The 19,978-nt window shown below is 42.4% G+C and carries 24 protein-coding genes; 14 read left to right on the top strand and 10 right to left on the bottom strand.

Annotated elements, in window-relative coordinates; translation table 11 throughout:
- Positions 1-3: 3 nt before the first annotated feature.
- Positions 4-2,163, bottom strand: coding sequence for a phospholipase D-like domain-containing protein (locus tag PN836_RS00990; protein WP_395342510.1), 2,160 nt, complete (start codon positions 2,161-2,163; stop codon positions 4-6).
- A 523-nt stretch (positions 2,164-2,686) separates the two neighbouring features.
- Between PN836_RS00990 and PN836_RS00985 the strand changes: the two genes are divergently transcribed.
- On the top strand, positions 2,687-3,595 hold the full coding sequence (locus PN836_RS00985) for a hypothetical protein (protein WP_395342507.1): 909 nt from the start codon (positions 2,687-2,689) through the stop codon (positions 3,593-3,595).
- An 82-nt stretch (positions 3,596-3,677) separates the two neighbouring features.
- Here PN836_RS00985 and PN836_RS00980 read toward each other — a convergent pair whose 3' ends face one another.
- The 3 genes from PN836_RS00980 to PN836_RS00970 all read right to left on the bottom strand — a co-directional run bounded on the left by PN836_RS00980 (position 3,678) and on the right by PN836_RS00970 (position 5,348).
- Positions 3,678-4,400 (bottom strand): TIGR02594 family protein, encoded by a 723-nt coding sequence (locus tag PN836_RS00980; RefSeq protein WP_395342505.1) that lies wholly within the window; start codon positions 4,398-4,400, stop codon positions 3,678-3,680.
- A gap of 67 nt (positions 4,401-4,467) precedes the next feature.
- On the bottom strand, positions 4,468-4,698 hold the full coding sequence (locus tag PN836_RS00975; RefSeq protein WP_395342503.1) for a hypothetical protein: 231 nt from the start codon (positions 4,696-4,698) through the stop codon (positions 4,468-4,470).
- A gap of 185 nt (positions 4,699-4,883) precedes the next feature.
- Positions 4,884-5,348 carry a hypothetical protein gene (locus tag PN836_RS00970; protein ID WP_395342501.1) on the bottom strand — a complete coding sequence of 155 codons (465 nt, stop codon included), beginning with the start codon at positions 5,346-5,348 and terminating at the stop codon, positions 4,884-4,886.
- A 269-nt stretch (positions 5,349-5,617) separates the two neighbouring features.
- On the opposite strand from PN836_RS00970, the gene nadK reads away from it, so the two are divergent.
- The 7 genes from nadK (at position 5,618) to PN836_RS00935 (ending at position 12,635) form a co-directional block, all read left to right on the top strand.
- Positions 5,618-6,490 carry an NAD(+) kinase gene (nadK, locus tag PN836_RS00965; RefSeq protein WP_395342500.1) on the top strand — a complete coding sequence of 291 codons (873 nt, stop codon included), beginning with the start codon at positions 5,618-5,620 and terminating at the stop codon, positions 6,488-6,490.
- Between the two features lie 188 nt (positions 6,491-6,678).
- Complete coding sequence (locus tag PN836_RS00960) at positions 6,679-7,479, top strand: peptidylprolyl isomerase (protein ID WP_395342498.1); 801 nt, start codon at positions 6,679-6,681, stop codon at positions 7,477-7,479.
- Between the two features lie 114 nt (positions 7,480-7,593).
- Positions 7,594-9,270: a DNA repair protein RecN gene (recN, locus tag PN836_RS00955; protein ID WP_395342495.1), complete on the top strand. Its 1,677-nt coding sequence runs from the start codon at positions 7,594-7,596 to the stop codon at positions 9,268-9,270.
- Positions 9,271-9,417: 147 nt separating this feature from the next.
- On the top strand, positions 9,418-9,765 hold the full coding sequence (locus PN836_RS00950) for an outer membrane protein assembly factor BamE (RefSeq protein ID WP_395342492.1): 348 nt from the start codon (positions 9,418-9,420) through the stop codon (positions 9,763-9,765).
- Between the two features lie 511 nt (positions 9,766-10,276).
- Complete coding sequence (locus PN836_RS00945; RefSeq protein ID WP_395342490.1) at positions 10,277-10,750, top strand: NYN domain-containing protein; 474 nt, start codon at positions 10,277-10,279, stop codon at positions 10,748-10,750.
- 16 nt (positions 10,751-10,766) lie between these two features.
- Entirely contained in the window at positions 10,767-11,747 is a 981-nt protein-coding gene (locus PN836_RS00940; protein WP_395342488.1) for a phosphotransferase, read from the top strand.
- 225 nt (positions 11,748-11,972) lie between these two features.
- A complete protein-coding gene (locus PN836_RS00935) occupies positions 11,973-12,635 on the top strand; it encodes a hypothetical protein (protein WP_395342485.1) in 663 nt (220 codons plus the stop codon).
- Positions 12,636-12,700: 65 nt separating this feature from the next.
- Here PN836_RS00935 and PN836_RS00930 read toward each other — a convergent pair whose 3' ends face one another.
- The gene (locus PN836_RS00930) at positions 12,701-14,473 is read right to left on the bottom strand and encodes a M2 family metallopeptidase (RefSeq protein WP_395345397.1); all 1,773 of its coding nucleotides are present in this window, start codon (positions 14,471-14,473) and stop codon (positions 12,701-12,703) included.
- A gap of 230 nt (positions 14,474-14,703) precedes the next feature.
- On the opposite strand from PN836_RS00930, the gene PN836_RS00925 reads away from it, so the two are divergent.
- Complete coding sequence (locus tag PN836_RS00925) at positions 14,704-15,306, top strand: ACP phosphodiesterase (protein ID WP_395342483.1); 603 nt, start codon at positions 14,704-14,706, stop codon at positions 15,304-15,306.
- Here the strand turns inward: PN836_RS00925 and PN836_RS00920 are convergent.
- The 3 genes from PN836_RS00920 to PN836_RS00910 all read right to left on the bottom strand — a co-directional run bounded on the left by PN836_RS00920 (position 15,253) and on the right by PN836_RS00910 (position 16,248).
- Complete coding sequence (locus tag PN836_RS00920; RefSeq protein WP_395342480.1) at positions 15,253-15,510, bottom strand: hypothetical protein; 258 nt, start codon at positions 15,508-15,510, stop codon at positions 15,253-15,255. The two genes, PN836_RS00925 and PN836_RS00920, sit on opposite strands and share 54 nt — an antisense overlap.
- Positions 15,511-15,651: 141 nt before the next feature.
- Entirely contained in the window at positions 15,652-15,873 is a 222-nt protein-coding gene (locus PN836_RS00915) for a hypothetical protein (protein ID WP_395342478.1), read from the bottom strand.
- A gap of 183 nt (positions 15,874-16,056) precedes the next feature.
- Complete coding sequence (locus PN836_RS00910) at positions 16,057-16,248, bottom strand: phage integrase N-terminal SAM-like domain-containing protein (RefSeq protein ID WP_395342476.1); 192 nt, start codon at positions 16,246-16,248, stop codon at positions 16,057-16,059.
- 349 nt (positions 16,249-16,597) lie between these two features.
- Here PN836_RS00910 and PN836_RS00905 point away from each other — a divergent pair, with 349 nt between their 5' ends.
- The 5 genes from PN836_RS00905 (at position 16,598) to PN836_RS00885 (ending at position 18,460) form a co-directional block, all read left to right on the top strand.
- Positions 16,598-16,813 (top strand): addiction module protein, encoded by a 216-nt coding sequence (locus PN836_RS00905; RefSeq protein ID WP_395342473.1) that lies wholly within the window; start codon positions 16,598-16,600, stop codon positions 16,811-16,813.
- A gap of 5 nt (positions 16,814-16,818) precedes the next feature.
- Entirely contained in the window at positions 16,819-17,118 is a 300-nt protein-coding gene (locus PN836_RS00900; protein ID WP_395342471.1) for a type II toxin-antitoxin system RelE/ParE family toxin, read from the top strand.
- Complete coding sequence (locus tag PN836_RS00895) at positions 17,115-17,618, top strand: zf-TFIIB domain-containing protein (protein ID WP_395342469.1); 504 nt, start codon at positions 17,115-17,117, stop codon at positions 17,616-17,618. The genes PN836_RS00900 and PN836_RS00895 overlap by 4 nt, the downstream gene beginning before the upstream one ends.
- 331 nt (positions 17,619-17,949) lie before the next feature.
- Positions 17,950-18,204, top strand: coding sequence for a type II toxin-antitoxin system Phd/YefM family antitoxin (locus PN836_RS00890; RefSeq protein WP_395342467.1), 255 nt, complete (start codon positions 17,950-17,952; stop codon positions 18,202-18,204).
- Positions 18,197-18,460 (top strand): Txe/YoeB family addiction module toxin, encoded by a 264-nt coding sequence (locus PN836_RS00885; RefSeq protein ID WP_395342465.1) that lies wholly within the window; start codon positions 18,197-18,199, stop codon positions 18,458-18,460. The genes PN836_RS00890 and PN836_RS00885 overlap by 8 nt, the downstream gene beginning before the upstream one ends.
- Before the next feature lie 381 nt (positions 18,461-18,841).
- Here PN836_RS00885 and mazG read toward each other — a convergent pair whose 3' ends face one another.
- Together mazG and ppiC are read right to left on the bottom strand one after the other, a co-directional pair.
- Complete coding sequence (mazG, locus tag PN836_RS00880) at positions 18,842-19,645, bottom strand: nucleoside triphosphate pyrophosphohydrolase (protein WP_395342463.1); 804 nt, start codon at positions 19,643-19,645, stop codon at positions 18,842-18,844.
- Positions 19,646-19,697: 52 nt separating this feature from the next.
- Positions 19,698-19,976, bottom strand: coding sequence for a peptidylprolyl isomerase PpiC (ppiC, locus tag PN836_RS00875; protein ID WP_395342461.1), 279 nt, complete (start codon positions 19,974-19,976; stop codon positions 19,698-19,700).
- Positions 19,977-19,978: the final 2 nt, after the last annotated feature.

Raw genomic sequence — 19,978 nt, 5'->3', positions numbered from 1 at the left:
CGCTCAGATCACTTTATAAAGCGCATTAAATTGCTCAGCCGCCGCTTTATCGCCGCCCATCAGGTCAAGCGACAATTGATAAACATCTTGAGAGGTCTTCAATGCATGAGCTTTAAGCTCAGAGCGTTGCTCTGCGCTAGCGCGCTCACCGCTATCATATCGCGTATACATGGTATTTAGCACGGCCGTCATTTTCGCCGTAAGCATGTCTTGCGCTACGCTAATAGAAGCGGTTTCGTTTTTCACTAGCGGTCGGGCTTCGCCTTTTGTAAATAGCCAGTTTTTGTAGTCATCAACGAAACTGGGCACATTCTGAAAAAGAAGGCCATTGTTAGTGTCAAGAATGTAGCTACGCACATCCGCATTCGCCGAGCCAATAAATGCATGATCTCCAAATAGCATAACCTTAGAATGCAAAGAGAGTATTGATTCGCCTTCGATTGCCTGATATTCGAAGTAGCTAAACTGAGCAGCAGTTTCAGCTTGTGTATTCGTTTTTCGATAGTCATCAAAGGCTTTTAGTTGCCACATAGCCATTAAATTAACCACATTCAAATCAGTCGTTTGAACAGAGTTTGTTACGACCTTTATGTGCACATGGCGACAATCCCACTCTCCGGTCACCATCGCACTTAGCGACGAAAGTAGGTTTGCGGGTAAAAAGAAATACGCATTTTGTATGACAATGTCTTTAGGATTAGACGCGTTTGCTTCCTGACATGTCTGTTGAAGCAAATGCTGCCATGTTGCGTGAATCCCCTTACCATACTCGCCTTCGAAACCGTCTAGCGAGCCGTATCCGCGCGAATTATTGTAAAACGGTAAGTTTTCAACATAGCTCACGCTAGACAGTGCTTGGATATCGAAGCTCTCACTTTGCGCCGCGCTTATAGTGTACTCATCTTCAAATCTCGCTTTCAGCAGCGCTAGCTTCCTTTCAACGCTGTTAAAACGTTCCGCCAAGGGCTGAAAGTGCTTGGCATATTCATCTTCAACACAGGTCTCAAGCTTATATGCTTTTTGAGCACAGATTTTCTGAGCTTTTCTATAGGCGACTTGGTTTGCTAAAAAATCATTCGGAGAATGCATACGTACTTCGTCCAAATTGGCCACCATCATGCGAAAACCCCAAATACGCTCAAAGCTATTTGTGAAAGAAGGACTCATTTGGCTGAGCCTTAGCTCAACATCGGTATCCATGAATATGTATTTGCTCGCCAGTGAATTGGGCGCCATATGGTAGGAATTCTCAACATTTCGACCACCTAAAATGAGCCGCTGCTCGTCCACCCACAGCAGTTTATGATGCAAAAACTCAGTCAGGTAGTCCCAGTCTTTTCTGGCCTGCGCATTATTTTCACGTTCAGTGGGTAAAAAGCTATTAATTGTGTTGAACACCGGGTTAATTTGATCTCCCATTACCGCCTTTGCTAACGCGAGTTGGATCCGCGCGCTTAAGGCAGTGATACCACCGCCATATCGCGCATCAAAGTATAGCTTTCCTAGTTTCTTCACTTGCTCAGATTGATTGCTATCAGCGCTACCCGCTTTATTTTTAAGCGCTGCTACATCTACCGCCTGCCCCTTTTGAAGCGCAAACGCCATCAAATTTGGATTTTTACCATACAAGCCCGACAAGAAGATGCCGGACATATCAGTAGATAAATTTGAAATCGCCAGTTCAGAGGCTGGCACGCCATTGATTTGCTCCTCGCTAAAGATAGCCTCGATTTGTGCAAATTTCTCTGCATTGCATTCACTATCAGATGTTTGCGCGCTTTTACATCCTGAGGTTAAATACACGGCATCTTTTACAATATTGATACTGGGGCGGCCATATAGTCGCACCTCGATTTTTCCCTTGCCTTGCGATTCAAGATACGAAAGCATGTCAAGATGCTTATAGCTGCTTAAGTAGTCTAATAAAATACGCACTTTGACACCGCGTTGAGCTGCGTCGATAAGTGCTAAGGCCAATACGGAGGACGTATGGTCATCAGAAAAAATGTAATAAGCTAAATCGATTTGTTGAGTGGCGGATTCAATGAGCGCTAACTTTGATTGGAAGGCAATTTCGTTATCCGTTATCACCGTCGCACTTGCAACAGGTAAATCTGCCACCGTGGCATGTAACGCAAGCTCGTCCGAGTGGAAAACTTTCAAGTTATTACTTCTTTGAAATTGAGCGCATGAACAAAGCGTGAAAATGCAAAGAATAAGCATTACGCATCGAGCATTTAGTCGATAGAAATATGGGATTGCACTCATAATGACTGTCCTAATTCAGTGGCGTTAAAACGTGTTTCCGCAGTAACAGCAAAGTAGGTGATGAACAGCATTGGCATGAAACCTAAGCACAACCAAATTTTGCAATGTTAAGAGAATAAACGATGTAATTTGTGCATTCAACTGACGCTCACAATGCTGTGAATTAGGCTAAACTGTAAAATCATAGCCGTCAGCATGAAATGCTCTTGCGAAAAGTAACGACCCTAAGCGCGGCGTTACAACATCAAATCTAATGCTTATGGTGAATTGGCGCTGCATTCAACGCACTATTCGATAAAGGCGAACCATATATTGAAATTCACACTGTTGCCTGAACAGTTTTTTAGTTTCATAACGTTGAAATACTGACTAAATTTGAATGATAATAAGCGCTAAAGAGCTCTGAAGGTGTAAAAATTTGCAGGTTGACGGAAAAAGCGGCAAAAAACTAATCTTACATATTGGATGTGAAAAGACTGGCAGCACATCAATTCAAAAATTCTTCCGTATAAACAGACCGCTACTGGAAAAAGCAGGTTTTTACTATCCAACGGTGTTGGGTTTAGAAAATCACACCAAACTTGCTATCTATGCCAGCAATGCGGATAACAAATTACGTCAATTTATTAAAGAAAAGGATCGCGAGATATATAGGGATTTAGATTCTCTACTGAAAGAAGAAATTGAACGAACAAGTGCTAATACAGTGGTAATGTCAAATGAATGGCTGCACTCGAGACTCCAAGCAACCAACGAGTTTAGTAAGCTAAAGTTGTTGCTAAGTAGCATTTTCGAAAGCATTCAAGTGCACATGTACATTCGAAAACAAGATGACGTCGCTTGCAGCCTTTACTCAACCGCTATGAAATCAGGACAAAGCTTTCCATTCCCAATCCCTTACGGTAAGCCATATTATTACAACTACAATTCGATTTTTGATAACTGGAGCAAGGCCTTTGGCATGGCGAATGTATTCGTACATATCTATGAAAAGGGGTGTTTAGAACACGGTGATGTAGTACACGACTTTTGTAAAGTAATTGGATTAGAAGACCTTAGTCATTTTACGATGCCGACATTGGAGAACACAGCCTTTACCGATGAGGGCTTGAAGGTGATTCGAGAGTTTAATAAAAGCAATCAAGGTATGCCTGAAAACCTGCGCAAGTTAAAAATGGCCGAACTGAGCGAGAAGTTTAAAGGTAGTAACAGTCTGCTAGACAAACACAAAGATGAACTTGCCGGTTTTGTGGAAAAATATGCTGAAGACAACCAGCTTTTAGCAAATAAACTTGGCAGAGCTAAATTATTTGAAGACTCAACATGAAAGCCGTGACGACTGGTTGTCTGTATAGCGCAGTCGACATTAGCATTTGATACACACATCAATCTCGTATTAACGGACGCTGCTATGCCTCATTCACCGACAATACTCTTCCATTTACCGCTGCAATACGTGTATGAACATCTTGCTCAAGCGCACTATCAGGCCAGCGGGCACTTAACAAACGGTTTTTAGCAATGCGAGTTATGGTGACAGAGTTGGATTGATTACCCCCTAAAATGTGATACGCATCATCGTCTTCAGCCCAATAAAACCCAACATGCCCTTTCCAACCGTCCCGACTGCCTCGCCAAAACACCATGATAGCCCCAAAACGAGGTTCAACTTGATTTCCAAGCTTTTGCCATTTTCTGGCGCCCAGTACATTATTAGGTAAGGGTTCATCGGGTAATTGAGAGCCAACACAGTGACCAACAAACAGTCCGCACCACGGAATATCGTCATCATCATAAGATGTCAGCTCTAAATCTTCTGCCCAGCCCATAATAGCTTCATTAGAGCCTCGGCCGGGTACTTCTTGCGTCCCCATTAAATTATGTGCGGCTGACATCCAAGGCATGCTCAATGGAATGTCAAAATCGTTGCTAGCGGATGAGACTTCATTGCTTGCGTTCGCTTTGACCAGTGCGGCAATTGTGTTGCGGCCAACTAGCCCATCTACTTTAAGTCCATTTTCTTTTTGAAAGGCTTTAATCGCCTTAGTTGTATTGCGACCATGAATGCCGTCAATTTGTCCGGGGTCAAAACCTGCGTGTTTCAGGGCTTTCTGTATGTCGATGATTCTCATTATACCTTCCCGTTAGCGTTGAGCTCTTTTGCTTAAGCTAATTCACCCATGTCGTGAAAGCAACTCATTATTTATCGTTGACATACATATCGTTATCTTCAGCTTTCTTTTCCAGTAACAAGCGATTAAGCCTTATTGTAAGGGCCGCAACTAGCACTTCATTGTCTCTATGCAGGTAATGAAACAACTCTTCTTGTGCGATGTGTATTGTTTTCCAATTTGGATGTGACGCATAAATTTCACTCGGAATAAGGCCGTCACTAACAATAACTCCCTGAACGCGACCATGATCTATCATTTTAAGTAACCTGAATCCTGTTTAAGAAATGGTGCAAGCGCTTGTTTTACATGCTTAAATTAATTTTTACACTCAGTGCTGCTAGAATTGTGAAGTACAAGGCGCAAAAGTCACGTAATAGTTATTCTATTGCTGGCTTTTGCAACGCAGTAATTCGCAATTCTAGCGGTACTGAGCGCCGTTTCTTAAACAGGATTCAGGTTAAATAGGTCGAGCCGGTTAGGTGCTTCCACTAAATTGAGCTGCAGATTTTGATTATCAATGGCCTTTTGTAATCCAACGAAGCCAGATACGGTCGCGACCCTTTCAATATTATCGAGGTCGCAACGCGAACAAATGTCGGTATTCACCAGTAAAACAATATTAAACTTAGCTACAGCCACGGGCACCCTGATAAGGTTTTCATATGCACTGTCACGTTGCTTTACTCTTCCCATTAGGCCCGAAAGTCTTCCAAGCTCCGCTTCACGGTAACTTCGTTTCAATGGACGGTGCAAATAGTTGAGCGTATAGCCCAATTCTTGATACGCCTTTTCGATGAGAGTTTTTAACTCTTGGTGAAAGGGTGAGTCTGATGTTTCATCGAATGTTAATGATTCTGCGCCTGTTCTTAAACTAGTAAAGTACAGAACAAGCAATAAGTATTTCATGTGATGCACGCTTTATCATCTGTCAAGTGTTCAAATAGTGACCGCAATGATTATGCAAAACTTTCAAAAAACTTAATCGATTAAGAAAAAAGGCTATTTAGACACTGTAGTACAACAAGTCACTGTATTAACACGGCTCTGACCGCCACAATAAGTTTGCTCTTTATAACAATCGCAACCGTAAAAGCAATTTTTGTCGGCTTTTCTATTGCATCTGGGCAAGGCTAGTATAATCTGTTGATATTGTTCTTAATTCTCTAGAGCCGTTTATGCGCTACTCTACGGTCGGCCTGATTGGTAAACCCAGTCATAAGGCCACGCAAGCCAGTATTGAAACACTCGTCAACGAGCTAAAATCACGCGATTGTAACGTTATTGCTGAGACCCGTATTGCACAAACCCTAAATGACAATATTCGCGCTGCGAGCATGTCTGAAATTGGCGAGCAAGCTGACCTTGCAATCGTGGTTGGCGGCGACGGAAACATGCTCGGCGCTGCTCGCGTACTTGCACAACACGAGATTGACGTAGTTGGCGTAAACCGAGGTAATTTAGGGTTTTTAACCGACATTAATCCAGAGGATATCGCCTCTCAGTTGAATAACATTTTCAACAATAAGGTCTTTCGAGAAAAACGCTTTATCTTAGAAGCTCAAGTATTTAGCGGCGAAAAGCTCCAACGTTCACACAGCGCCATCAATGAAGTAGTGCTGCACCATAGCAAAGTGGCGCATATGATGGAGTTCGAACTGTATGTTGGCAGTGACTTTGTATTTTCGCAACGCTCAGACGGGCTCATTATTGCTACGCCGACCGGCTCTACTGCTTACTCTCTTTCAGGTGGTGGCCCCATTCTGGTGCCGCACTTAGACGCCTTGACTCTGGTTCCGATGTTTCCGCATACCCTCAGTAGTCGTCCAGTGGTTATTGATGCAAACAGTGAAATAACGCTCAAAATTTCAAAGCAAAACACAGACAATGTGCAGATTTCATGTGACAGCCATGTCGTCATTTCGGTTGAACCTGGTGATTACGTGAAAATTCGCAAGAATAAAAATCATCTTAGCCTTGTGCACCCGCCAGACTATAACTACTTCAATGTGCTTAGAACTAAGCTTAATTGGGGCAGTAAGCTCTACTGATACGACATGCCGCGTTAAACAAACGCAGAGAAGTATCTGGCTGGATTGACGATTGATAATGGCTTCATCCTAATCACTATATCTTATAAATTTGTTATTCATTGGCGTGATAGTTTTACTAGACGAAGTGAGCTATCATCTCACCTTTTGTGACCATAGCACTACTATTGATAAGTATAGGAATTGTTTTGAACTTTACTCGATATTCAACATTATTTGCATTGAGCTTCTTGCTTTTAGTTGCGCCTTTTACAAGGGCAACTGTCGTTGAGGTACGAACTGTTTTAGGTGACTTTCAAGTCAATTTATTTGACGACACCACCCCCGAAACCGTTGAAAACTTTCTAGAATATGTCAATTCGGGCGCTTACGCCAATAATGTAATACACCGCGGTGTGCCAAACTTCATCATCCAAATGGGCGGCTTTCAATATAACAACTCCATACCATTTGATACCGTACCTACCGGTGTGCCTGTGGTAAACGAGCCGGTATTGTCAAATGTGCGCGGTACGCTTGCGATGGCAAAACTGTCAGGCGATCCAAATAGTGCGACATCGCAATTTTTTGTAAACTTAGCCAACAATTCAGGCAATCTTGATGTGCAAAACGGCGGTTTTACCGTGTTTGGTCAAGTGCTCGATAACGGTATGGAAGTGGTCGACGCGATTGCTGAATTAAGAAGAGTTAATCTAGACTCAGGCACTTTCTCAGAAGTACCTTTGCGCAACTTTAGCGACCTAGATGTAGCTCAAGGCACTATTCCAGATGGTGATAACTTCGTTCTAGTTACCGACGTGGTGGTAATTGACAATACCCGTATAACAAACCCTAATCTTAACCCTGTTCGCAATACCTTACTAAACGCTCCTCCAACCCCTACACCAAACAATCCAAGCTCCGATGGTGGTGGCGGTGGAAGCACGAGTGTGTTCTTTTTGGGTCTGATGGGTGTTATAGCGTACTTGCGTATGCGTTTTAATCGCTGAACACCTACCAAGGTTAAATGATTCTGGATTTAAATCGCGCTTGATCTGAAATCAGTCTTTACAGAATTTCACATACTGTATATATTACCAGTATAGCGTAAATCGGAGACTGATATGCTTGTTCACATTGACATAAAGAATTTCACCGTCGTAAAACATGTAGAATTGAGCGTGCAAAAAGGACTAACTGCCATCACCGGAGAAACCGGTGCAGGTAAGTCTATTGCTTTAGATGCACTGGGTTTATGTTTAGGTCAGCGTGCCGAAGCGAATATCGTGAGAAATGGAGCAAAACGAGCGGAAGTTGTTGCTCATTTCGATATCAGTAAGCTTGAGCATGTAAAGCAGTTATTGAATACAGAAATGCTCAGTCAAGAAGACAATCCTGATGAGTGCTTCATACGCCGCGTAGTCAGCGCTGAAGGCCGTTCAAAAGCCTTTATTAACGGCATAGCGGTAAATCTTTCGCAGGTCAAAGCGCTTGGCAGTAAGCTCATTCATATACACGGTCAAAACGACCATCATCAATTCCTTAAATCAGAGAATCAGCTATCGCTTTTAGACGGCTACGCACAGCATCAAAATTTACTCGAACACACGGTAGACAGTTATCAACAATATAAAAAACAATCCCAAGAATTAAAGGCACTCCAAGATGCGCAGCAACAACGCTTAGATAGATTAAGCCTTTTACAATATCAGGTCGATGAGCTTGATGAGTTTGCTATTGCACAAGGCGAGTTTGAAAACATTGAAGCGCAATTCAAAAAGCTCAATAGCGTACAAGACTTAAGAGAAACTGCAGAGAAGTCATGCTATGCATTAAAAGATGATGATAACGGTAACGTGATCGCGATGCTCAACACAGTAAATAAAGAACTAGGAGAATTGCTCAACTCTGATGATGCTCTGCAATCGACTTACGACTTACTTCAAAGCGCATCCATTCAATTAGAAGAAGCCTATGGAGAGCTGAGCAATTACCAGTCATCGCTTGAATCAGACCCTGCACAGCTAGCATTAATTGAGCAACGTTACTCAGATGCGTTGGACATTGCGCGTAAGCATAAGGTCGCGCCCGAGCTCCTTCACGAAACGCACGCTAGTTTGGCCGAAGAACTATCCCAACTAAATAAACAGGAAGCATCTTTACAAGCTATAGAAGAAAGCTGCGAAAAGGCGCTATCAGCATACCGAAATAGTGCAACTGCGCTTCATCAATCAAGGGCAACTGCAGCGCAGCAATTATCGAAAGAGATCGCTACCAGCATTCAACAAATGAACTTACCTCATGCCGTTGTTAATACCCATGTTGAACACGATGAAAGCTCTGCACCAAGCGCTAGAGGCAATGACAAGATAGAAATATTAGTATCCGTTAACCCAGGTCAAGCGCCTGACTTGATGGAGAAGGTAGTTTCTGGAGGCGAGTTGGCACGAATTGGTCTTGCTATCCAAGTAATTCGTTCTCGCGACTTTAGTATTCCCACAATGGTATTTGATGAGGTCGATACAGGTATCAGCGGTCAGACCGCATCTATTGTTGGAAAATTGCTGCATTCTTTAGGTGCACAAAGCCAGGTGATATGTGTGACGCACCTGCCGCAAGTCGCCGCTCAAGGGCACCACCAATTGTTTGTCACTAAACTGACAGATGGGAAGAGTACTGAGACTAAAGTGCTGCAGCTTACAAAACAAGAACGCGTAAACGAAATAGCGCGTTTGCTAGCCGGCGATGAACTGACAGATACAGCAATCGCTAACGCTAAAGACCTTTTGAAGGTATCGTAATGGTCAAAGTCAACAAGTCAGTGTAAACGATAACGAATAGGCTTTTAGACTAAGAGCTAGCTGTGTTTTACATGGGAACCAAATAAGGATTGATCGGTCTGAGGCATGTGATGTAGTATCGCTCTCGATTTTACTTATGGATTACGTATGAAGCACATAGCCATCGCCCTGCTCTGTTTGAGTCTATTGTCTGCATGTTCAGACTGGATTTTTCGCATTGATGTGCCGCAAGGCAACTTCTTAGACCAAAAAGACGTCGATAAATTACGCGTTGAAATGACCAAAGAACAAGTTCGCTTTGTTTTGGGCAATCCAGTGGTGGAAGATAGCTTCAACGATGATACCTGGTACTATTATTACGAAATGAAACGCGGCATGTCGAAGCGCGGCGAAGACGTGAAAAAGCAGCTCATTTTAAGCTTTGACGACAATAAGCTAGCCGATATTGACGGTGATTTTACCAAACCCGAAGAATTCGACGAACCACTCACTTAAGGTTTTACTGACATTTACTGGCTTAGCACGCGAATTTTTAGTTCCGGGTAAGTAAGCACCATACTCTCAAGATTCTGTATTGAATTTAGAAATTAGCAGTGGGCTGAATGGCCATGTAAACCGCAAGATAGACTGTAACTCTTGAAACTCTCAATACAAGTGAAAACATACCACCTTCCATGAAAATATCTTTAAAACCCTGTAAAATTCGGGAAAATTAAATTTTCATAGAAATACGCAAATGTAGCAAAATTCCTCTAAAAACCTTTAAATTTAATTAAGTACCTATAAACGAAAAATGTGTAAATTTCACCAAAATAGTCGAATAGCATCAAAAATCAGCCAAATCACAACAAAAACAAACAAAACCATCTAAGCTATAATGTGCGAGTGTTTTATCGATGTAAGCGAAGTAAACAGTGCGGAGCTCAGTATAAGTTCTGCTATAGTGTGCTGAGTCCTATTGCTGATTAACAACAGTTTTGTATAACGAATGTACTTGAGGTATCACTTGGAAAGACTTGCTATTTTTGCTGACGTGCAAAATATTTACTACACCACGCGAGACGCCTTTGGAAAACCATTCGACTATCGCAGCTTGCACACGACGCTCAGTCGCGAGGCTGAAATTGTGTGTGCTTATGCTTATGCGATTGATAGAGGTGATACTCAACAACAAAAGTTTCAAAGTGCAATGCGCCATATCGGCTTTGAAATCAAGTTAAAGCCCTTTATTCAGCGTGCAGACGGCAGTGCTAAAGGTGATTGGGATGTCGGCATTACCATAGACGTCCTAGAAACAGCAAAAGATGTCGACAGAGTTGTTCTCCTGTCGGGCGATGGAGACTTCGCCATACTTCTTGAACATATAGCACGAGCATATTCGTGCAAAAGCACCGTGTACAGCGTGCTTAACTTAACCGCGAAGTCGTTGATTGACGTTGCTACTAATCATGTAGCCATTGACAGCTCACATTTGATTTAAGCATGTTCGCAAAATAATGATAGACAACATCTCACATCAGGCCTTAGAGGCATGCTTTGGCACACTGCATTTCAATAAACTCAGGAGTGTGCAGTCTCTTTGGAGTGGGTATGGAGAAATTGCTCGCTATGACGTATCAGGTCGTGCAGCGCCCATTATTCTTAAAATTATTAATATCCACGCAAAAGCCGCTCACCCCCGAGGATGGGAAAGTGCGACAGCCCACACACGTAAACTGAGTTCATATTTGAACGAACAGGTGTTTTATAAACAGTTCAGTGAGCAGTTGAACGAAAGATGCCGAACACCTAAGTACATTTCCAGCGGGGCAAACCGCAATGCGATGTGGCTGGTTCTGGAGGACGCAGACCATAAGGGCTATGAAGTAAGACGCAATACGGCGAGCTTTGAACAAGCTAGTCTTGGCGTAACATGGCTAGCTAATTTTCACGCTCAGTTTTTAAACAGTGAGGGCGAAGGCCTGTGGCCAATTGGCACCTATTGGCATCTGCAAACCCGCAAACAAGAATGGCAAGCGATGCCAGACTCAAACTTAAAACAGCAAGCACAAAACGTTTCGAACGCACTTCAGAATTGTCGATATTCTACGCTGGTGCATGGCGATGCCAAAATTGCGAACTTCTGTTTTAATTCTGATTGCAGCGATGTATTAGCACTCGATTTTCAATATGTTGGCAAAGGATGTGGTATTCAGGATCTTGTCTATTTTTTAGGTAGCTGCTTAAGCGCTGATGATTTAGAGCGTTATGCGAGCGACCTCAAGGAGTACTATTTCGAACAGCTAAAGCAGGCCTTAGCCTTTTCAAAGCAAGACCATCTATTCCCAAGCGTAAAGACAGAATGGAGCGAGCTGTATAAGTTTGCATGGGCCGACTTTGAGCGTTTTTTAAGAGGATGGTCGCCTTCGCATCATAAGCTTAATCAGTACAGTGAAAAGCAGACCAACCTTGCATTAGCCACATTAAAAAAACCTTAATGACCTCACTTATTGTATGCCCCTATTTTTCTATAAAGCGCAATTGTTAATGCGGTAAAACACACACTATCATTAGGTAGAACCTATCAAAAGGCCAAACCTTATATTTTCCATATATTTTGTTCACCACTCGGCTCAATTCTTATATAAATAATATATTGGACGTATTGCACTTACATGGACACTGGAGGAAGCTAAAAACGTTATCAAACAAGGAGGATAACTATGAAACTTATAAAAAAACTTACGCTTTCTACACTTTTACTCGCAGGAATATCATTCAGTACGCAAGCAGCAATTATTGGTGGGGTAGAATTCCCAGATGGTGCAGCCTCGTTTGCGGATAAGGTGGTGTCATTCACGCCAGGCGATCCATCAGCCACCTCGCCTTATTCCAATCCAGAGAATGCGATTGGTATTCCAGACTTTGATGCTGCCAGCACTAGTTGCACCGACACTGACTGTGAGTATGTATCCCTTGGTAGGGGTGGTTCAATTGTCTTAGAGTTCGTAGATAACTTACTCACCGGAAGCAATAATTCTGATTTGGACTTATGGGTATTTGAAATTGGGCCGGATGTAGAAGATACTTTTGTAGATGTCAGCGCGGATGGCCTTGTATGGACCTCTGTTGGTAAAGTATTTGGGGCAACCTCAGGCATTGATTTAGATGCATTTGGATTCGATGCGTCATCTTTACTTCGATTTGTTCGCTTAACGGACGATCCAGATGAAGGTGACCTAACTGGCTTAACGGTTGGTGCAGATATCGATGCTGTAGGTGCCATTTCAACAATACTTGTGCCGCCCACAGACGTCAATGCGCCATCGATCGCGATATTGATTGGACTGATGATGACTGGCTTAATCGCCCGTCGTAAAAGTTGATATAGCGAGCTAATATCAGGGCGCAGTTCGCGCCCTGTTAATCACTATCTCGTTTCGAAAGCAAGCTACCAACCGCATTGTCTTTCGGCATTTTGTTCGTCTAGCCATGTTTTTAGTGGCGCAAAATAGTCTGCAATGGTCGACGCGTCCATATCCGGCTGTCCCGTCAAAGTGGTCATTGCTTCTTGCCAAGGCTGGCTTTTGCCCATTTCTAGCATATTGTTTAATGCACTTCCGGCGGCTTCACTGCCGTAAATAGAGCACCTATGCAGAGCCTCTTCGCTTTGAGCTATATCACACAAGGCTTTATGAAACTGAAATTGCAAAATATGGGCTAAAAAGTAACGTGTGTATGACACGTTTGCAGGCACATGATATTTCGCACCCGGGTCGAAGGCATCATTGCCTCTTGCTATAGGCGCAGCTACGCCCTGATACTTCTCGCGCAACTCCCACCAAAGCTCGTTGTATTGCTCAGGGGTAACTTCACCTGACATGACTTTCCAGCGCCATTGGTCGACCATTAAGCCCCAAGGTAAGAAAGCGATTTTATCCAGTGCCACTTTAAGCAGCATGCCAATGTCGTTAGATGCATCTGGAATTTCATCTATCAAACCAATCTGCTGCAAATACGTCGGTGTTATCGAAAGCGCAATAGTATCGCCAATGGCTTCATGAAATCCGCTATTAGCCGAACCGCGATACAACATGGGCAGTTGATTGTATGCTCTTTGATAGTAGTTATGCCCTAACTCATGGTGAATCACATTAAATTCTTCGCCGGTAATTTGAATGCACATTTTGATGCGCAAATCGTCAACATCATCTAAATTCCAGGCAGAAGCATGACACTGCACATCCCTGCCCTCAGGTTTTTGGAACATTGAACGCTCCCAAAAGGTATCTGGCAAAGGCTCAAAACCCAGCGAAGAGAAAAACGCTTCGGCTTGTTTAGTCATTTGTATTTCATCATAAGCTTGATTTTGAAGCGCGCTAGTCACATTGGGCACATTCATTTCTTGTTCAGGCTTGACGATATCGTAGATATTACCCCATGACTGCGCCCACATATTACCCAGTAAGTGCGCTGGGATGGGTTTATCTAAAGGCACGATGTCATTGCCATCATAATCTTTACCATAGTACTCAGACAACTCCGCCCTCACATGGCACTGTAGTGATTCATAGAAGGGTTTAACTTGACCCCATATCCGGTCCAGCTCTTTGGGGAAATCATCTGCTGGCATATCGTATTTAGCACGCCAAAGCTCAGACGTGTTGTCAAAACCTAACTGTTCAGCACCTTCATTTGCCAGGCTTACCATCTCTGCGTACATGTCGCGCATAGGCACTGATACCTGCCTCCAGCCTTCCCAGTATTCGAGCAATAAGTCAGGATTGCGACTGGTCGCCATTTCTGCGCTCATTTGCACCAGCGAAAGACATGTATCGTTGTCACGGCAATACTCACCCGAGCCATATATTCCCATCATATCTGAGCCTATGGTGGCAAGACGCTCAGCTTTTGCGGGGTCGGCTGGAAAAGCAATTTCAGGGTTTGATTTTAATAGATCTAGCTGCCGACGCGTATCGGCATCCACTTGTACGTCATTGAACTTGGCTGCTTCGACTGCATATTTTGCATAAAGTACCGAAATCTGTTCAGTAAAATAGGTGTTTACTTTGGCAGTATCGTAATTAATGTGGGTTGCATATGCCCATGCAGCATGAGCTGCGGGTGTTGAGAGTTTGGTAATGTCATTTTCGACTTTTTGCAAAAAGCCTTTTGCATCTTCTTGTGTCAAGGTTTGCAGCGATGAATTGCTCTTGGTTTGCATTGCCTCATTTGCATCTTTTTGCGCTACATCACTAGGTGCGCACGCAGTTGCTAGCGCAAGCGATGAGATAACAAGCGCTGAGTGAATTAACTTCATTGTTCTTATTCCTTGTTTTATTTTGCCCCTCAAAGTATACGATGATGAGCATAAAGTCTAAAGCCCATGCATTCAGCGATTCGTTGACACACATTCGGCTCGCTAACACATAGTTGATTCGCTAACATAAGCTTATGAACTACCTATCTCACATTCAGTTAGCGCATATATCAAACACAAGCTTAGTCGGCAATTTTCTCGGTGATTTTGTAAAAGGCAGTGACTTGTCGCATCTGCCAAAGCCTATTCAAACGGGCATTAAATTGCACCGCAGCATTGATAGTTTTACAGACAGTCATGACAGCGTGGTTAAGCTACGACAGCAATTCCCTAACAATCTGAGGCGTATTTCAGGCGTTATCATTGATGTATATTTTGACCACTTATTGACCCAGCATCACGAGCATTTTACAGACCTATCTCTCGAACAAGTGCTAGATAGATTTTACCGAGAGCTGGAAGATGATAATTTGGATATTAGTGAACGCTTTAATCTGGTGCGAAACAGCCTAATAAAGCATCGCTGGCTTGAAAATTATTCACAGCTTCAAGCCTGCCTAAAGGCCTTTTTACAAATTGAACAACGTCTTGGGGGCCGAATTACGTTTGCGAATGAAGGCTTAGCGTTTATACAAAAAAACGCGCCTTTATTTGAAGACGCGTTCTTAAGTCTATACCCTTCATTAACGAAGCACGTGCTTCAACGAGTTGCGGCGTTTAAACATCAAAACCAATAAGCTTAGTGACAAAAGTCCAATCACGCTGGGCTGGGACACCAATGCCGGATCATCTAAGCGGTTAAGCACGATGTTATCAATAGACAAGCCTTCGTCCCCAACCTGAGACACGAAGAAGGTAAAAGTATCAAAAAATCCGGTGTTTAGCGCTAGGCTCACAATGTCCGTTTGATCTGCGCTTATATCGAAAAGAGCTTCTTGCAAAGCATCACCATTGGATCCGAAAATGCTGATGGTGTCTGTAATGCTGTCTGAAAAGGACGCCAGGTCGAGTTGCGCAATTGAAAAACGTCCACCATCGTCAGCAAATATGGAAAACGAATCTCCAAGCTCAGGCTCGATATCTCATCCAGAATTAAAAGACGGCGATGGTGTTACAGCATCATTGATACTAAATACTTCTCCAATATTGACCAAAAGCGTAAAGCCATTTTCGGAAAAGCTTTCGCCTGCGCTTACAAAAAGCTCCTCGTCCACATCATCAAATGTAATGATCTCGGCAAAAGACATGCATGACATCGTGGCTAAAGATATCGCTAGGAGTGAATTGATTAGACGCTTTCTCATTTTATTTCCCTGTAAATATTGATAGATGGACGAAGCCATACGCCGAAATATTGCTTGGCTTATTGATGATTTACGACTGTCAAATAAGAAAGTTGCGGGAGCTTTTACTTTAAGTGTCTTTGCTGAAAGGCTCTTGGAGATATAAGATGCACAGCGAACAATGAGGGTCTGATAAGTTGTTGCTTATTTTGTTGTAGTGGTGTGATTACCTATTGATACTGTCGGCCTAATTACCGAACGACTTTGTCGTAAATAGCATACCAGCCAGTTATCTCCCATTAAAGCAGGATTGCGTTTACCGTGAGAGTGAATAAATGATGCTATCCATTTTAGATATGTATCAATTGTTCTCAGAGAATAATCACGACTTAACATAAAATCGGCGATGGACGTTAAAAATAATAAGCAAATTTACATAATTCATCCTTGAATTAATACTGCTTAAATATACAGTATAATGAATGTTTTCCCATATTAATGCAAATGACCCAAGAGGTTATTTATCACCTTAGACCTCTTTTAAAAAGCGCAAAAAAGAAGATAGTTGGCAATGTGTTAGGTAATTTGGTAACAATATTCACACGATGTAAATGAGACGATTGCTGGTAGAAAAACGACCCAATCGCTCACTATTAAATTGTTAATTGCTAAGTGTGAAAATGTATTACTCTTGATTCTATAAACTGCTAAACTCATCACAGTTAAATTGTTTGGGGTTGATTTTATGTCGGAAGCTCTTAAAAACCTTATGGATAGCATTGATCAATTGAGCACTAAAGAGAAAGCTCTTGCTGTTCATTGTTTATTATCAGCAATGGATGGACGTGCAGATGATGACGTTGAACAAGAGTGGTTATTACTGGCAGAAAAACGAAGTAATGAATTGGAAAACGGTAAAATTAGACCAACTACATGGGACCAAATCAAGCAAAAGTTATAAGCTATATGCTTGAACTATTATTTCACCCAGACACCACAGAAGAAATAAAATCGTCCTTTGATTGGTATCAAGAACAAGTAAAAGGTCTCGGGTACGAGTTTGTGCAAGAGCTAGATGATGCCTTCAATTCTATCCAATCCTTACCGCAAACTTGGCCTAAAATGGGACAATATCATAGGCGCTTTATCTTAAGTCGATTCCCGTATTCCGTAATTTACAAAACGATTAAGACGGATTTTCCAGAAGAGCGCGTGAAAACCGCTTATAGTAAGTGTATGCGCATTAAGGAGGTTACGAGAAAATGAAGTGTCCAAGGACTGGTTTAGCTTTAAAAAAGGTGAACGTGGGAAAAGTTTCTGTGTTTGTCAGCGAAAATTGTGGTGGGGTATTTCTGGAGAATCAAACACTCATACTTTTCGAATGCCCCGAAAAAGATCGAGGAAAAGCCCTTTCTAAACATCTCAGCCAATTTCATAACGAGACACTTAACTTAAGTGAGAGAATAACATGCCCAAGGTGTATAGATACCATTATGTTACGGCGCTACTATAGCCCACTTCATGTTGTTGAAATCGATGAATGTCCAGGATGTGGGGGGATTTGGCTAGATACTGGAGAATTGAGCAAGCTCCAATCTCTAATGTTGAACGAAAAGGAGAAAGCTCTTTTACGCAACAAATTGCTGGAGGAGCATAGGCCTCCTCAAATAGAGGGTCTACCTCATCTACGGGACAGTTGGATTAAAAGAAATGAAAAAGTCAATGCGCTCATAGAACTCACTTCTTACATCTCAACAGATTGGTAGTCATATTGCGCATAACACAAGCATGAAGCGGATTTTGGCAAGAGAACCCAAAACCGCTTATTCAACGTGTTGAGACTTTAGAATTAATCGATTTCAGAAGCAAATTTAAAAATTGTGTGAAATTTAATCAAAAAATCTAACGCTACGTAAATCTTAGATTGGTTTGAGCATTGATTGAAGTAAATAATCGACACAGGAGTCGGCAAATTTTGAGGATACTACTAACTCTTCAGCCTCGTTAACTTTCTGACAAGGACAGTTGTCTGTTTAACTGTACAACTCTCGATTTATGAGCTAGACTTGTCTTATAAACTGTACATGAGGAAGTGTTATGAGAGTCGTATCCTTTACTGAAGCGCGAAATGGGTTAAAGACGGTTTTAGATAATGTTGTTAACGATGCGGATACCACGGTAATTACTCGAAGAGACTCTGAAGACGCGGTTGTAATGTCTCTCGACTATTACAATAGTTTGATGGAAACTGTTTACTTACTGAGATCACCCGCAAATGCTGCTCATTTGGCGAAGTCTATTTCCCAATATAAAAAAGCTGAGCATACTCAAAGGGATTTGATGGATGAGTAAAAGGTTATTGTCATGGACCGATGAATCTTGGAAGGACTACGTTTATTGGCAAACACAGAACAAGAAAACCCTAAAACGTATAAATAAACTGGTAATTGATGTTAAACGATCACCTTTTGATGGGCTTGGCAAACCAGAGCCTCTAAAGGAGAACTTGAGTGGTTTTAGGTCTCGCAGAATCGACGATACAAATCGATTAGTTTATGCGGTTGAGAGTGACGCCATAGTCATAATTTCTTGTCGTTATCACTATTGACATGATTCGAAGGAAAGTTAACAAAACAATTAAGTCGGATTTGACGGTAAAGCGCCGTCAAATCGTTTATCGAAAGTTTTGAGACTGTAGAGTTAATGATTTTTGTCCCAATTTTTCAACATCAAAGCCGATTGTTATCAATGTGAGCACATATATTTTATCGCAAATTAGATTTGATGATGAAAAGTGTGTTTGTTGCATATAGTGAAATGTTGCTTTTAGTAAGGTCTTAGGCAGGAAGTAAAGCGGCTCGCCTGCGTATACAATCAAAAAGCCCGAAATGGGAATATAGGGTCTTTGTTCTCAATCCGTTTGAAAATGGTTTTATTGGCAGTTACACAGAATCTGCTACACGCTCACCCTGGGAAACCCTACATTTTACTATTCAGAGTGTTTAACTTGCTGCCATGCTGCTTCCATTTCATCTAAGCTAGCCTGTTGAATCCCTTTGTTAACTAGCAGTTTTTCTACCGCTCTGAATCGCCGCTCAAACTTAAGGTTTGCTTTGCGAAGCGCTTGCTCGGCATTCACGCCTGTATGGCGGCTTAAATTAACAACCGCAAACATCAAATCACCAATTTCTTCCTCGATACGCGCCGAATCCTGCTCTTTCTGTTTTAGCTCGTGGGCTACCTCGTCAATCTCTTCTTGCACTTTTTCCAGCACGGGGCTTGCTGAGGGCCAGTCAAAACCGACTTTCGCGCATCGGTGCTGTAGTTTTTCAGCGCGCAAAACAGGGGCTAATCCGCTTGGAATGTTGGCAAGTACACTGCTGTCTAGATCAAGTCCTTTGGATTGACGCTCTTGTTGTTTTATCTGCTCCCAATTTTCAGCCACACGTTCGGCAGATTCCGCTTTGAGCTCCCCGAATACATGCGGATGACGACGTATTAATTTGGATTTTATCGCTTCAGCAATTTCATCAAAATCAAAGGCACCCTGCTCACTGCCCAATTGCGCATAAAACACCACTTGAAACAGTAAATCACCTAATTCGTCTTTTATGTCGTCCATATCGCCAGAAGCAATAGTATCGGCAAGCTCGTAAGCTTCTTCAATGGTGTATGGCACAATGCTAGTAAAGTCTTGTTTTAGATCCCATGGACAACCGGTCTTGGGGTCTCTTAGTCGACCCATGATATTGAGGAGTTCAGCGGTATTGGAAAGCTTAGGTTTATCAAGCATGGCAAGCTCCTTATGCTCTATTTAATTCTAGCGTGGGTTGACTATCACTTGATCAATTTCGGTAGAGGGTTTTAATTAAATGATAGCCGAAACGCGTTTTTACCGGCCCGTGAACGGTCAAAAGGTCTTTTTTGAACACTACATCATCGAAAGCTTTAACCATTTGGCCTCGGCGGAATTCACCCAAATCGCCTCCCTTTTTGCCGGAGGGACAAAGCGAGTGACGTTTAGCGAGCTGACCAAAATTCTTTCCCTTTTTTATCTGAATCAACAGTGCCTTGGCTTCTTTCTCTGTCTTGACCAGAATATGAAGTGCACAAGCCGTCGCCATTG

Source organism: Ningiella algicola (assembly GCF_028401415.2).
Classification (GTDB): Bacteria; Pseudomonadota; Gammaproteobacteria; order Enterobacterales; family Alteromonadaceae; genus Glaciecola.
Note: the sequence above shows the minus strand (reverse complement) of the source record. Positions and strands in the feature narration are given on the sequence as shown.

Bases quoted from the DNA above. Each gene is read 5' to 3' on its own strand.
- PN836_RS00980 (WP_395342505.1), bottom strand. From the start codon at position 4,400: ATGAGAATCATCGACATACAGAAAGCCCTGAAACACGCAGGTTTTGAC.
- PN836_RS00975 (WP_395342503.1), bottom strand. From the start codon at position 4,698: ATGATAGATCATGGTCGCGTTCAGGGAGTTATTGTTAGTGACGGCCTT.
- PN836_RS00970 (WP_395342501.1), bottom strand. From the start codon at position 5,348: ATGAAATACTTATTGCTTGTTCTGTACTTTACTAGTTTAAGAACAGGC.
- nadK (WP_395342500.1), top strand. From the start codon at position 5,618: ATGCGCTACTCTACGGTCGGCCTGATTGGTAAACCCAGTCATAAGGCC.
- recN (WP_395342495.1), top strand. From the start codon at position 7,594: ATGCTTGTTCACATTGACATAAAGAATTTCACCGTCGTAAAACATGTA.
- PN836_RS00950 (WP_395342492.1), top strand. From the start codon at position 9,418: ATGAAGCACATAGCCATCGCCCTGCTCTGTTTGAGTCTATTGTCTGCA.
- PN836_RS00940 (WP_395342488.1), top strand. From the start codon at position 10,767: ATGATAGACAACATCTCACATCAGGCCTTAGAGGCATGCTTTGGCACA.
- PN836_RS00935 (WP_395342485.1), top strand. From the start codon at position 11,973: ATGAAACTTATAAAAAAACTTACGCTTTCTACACTTTTACTCGCAGGA.
- PN836_RS00930 (WP_395345397.1), bottom strand. From the start codon at position 14,473: ATGCAAACCAAGAGCAATTCATCGCTGCAAACCTTGACACAAGAAGAT.
- PN836_RS00925 (WP_395342483.1), top strand. From the start codon at position 14,704: ATGAACTACCTATCTCACATTCAGTTAGCGCATATATCAAACACAAGC.
- PN836_RS00915 (WP_395342478.1), bottom strand. From the start codon at position 15,873: ATGAGAAAGCGTCTAATCAATTCACTCCTAGCGATATCTTTAGCCACG.
- PN836_RS00910 (WP_395342476.1), bottom strand. From the start codon at position 16,248: ATGTTAAGTCGTGATTATTCTCTGAGAACAATTGATACATATCTAAAA.
- PN836_RS00905 (WP_395342473.1), top strand. From the start codon at position 16,598: ATGTCGGAAGCTCTTAAAAACCTTATGGATAGCATTGATCAATTGAGC.
- PN836_RS00900 (WP_395342471.1), top strand. From the start codon at position 16,819: ATGCTTGAACTATTATTTCACCCAGACACCACAGAAGAAATAAAATCG.
- PN836_RS00895 (WP_395342469.1), top strand. From the start codon at position 17,115: ATGAAGTGTCCAAGGACTGGTTTAGCTTTAAAAAAGGTGAACGTGGGA.
- PN836_RS00890 (WP_395342467.1), top strand. From the start codon at position 17,950: ATGAGAGTCGTATCCTTTACTGAAGCGCGAAATGGGTTAAAGACGGTT.
- PN836_RS00885 (WP_395342465.1), top strand. From the start codon at position 18,197: ATGAGTAAAAGGTTATTGTCATGGACCGATGAATCTTGGAAGGACTAC.
- mazG (WP_395342463.1), bottom strand. From the start codon at position 19,645: ATGCTTGATAAACCTAAGCTTTCCAATACCGCTGAACTCCTCAATATC.
- ppiC (WP_395342461.1), bottom strand. From the start codon at position 19,976: ATGGCGACGGCTTGTGCACTTCATATTCTGGTCAAGACAGAGAAAGAA.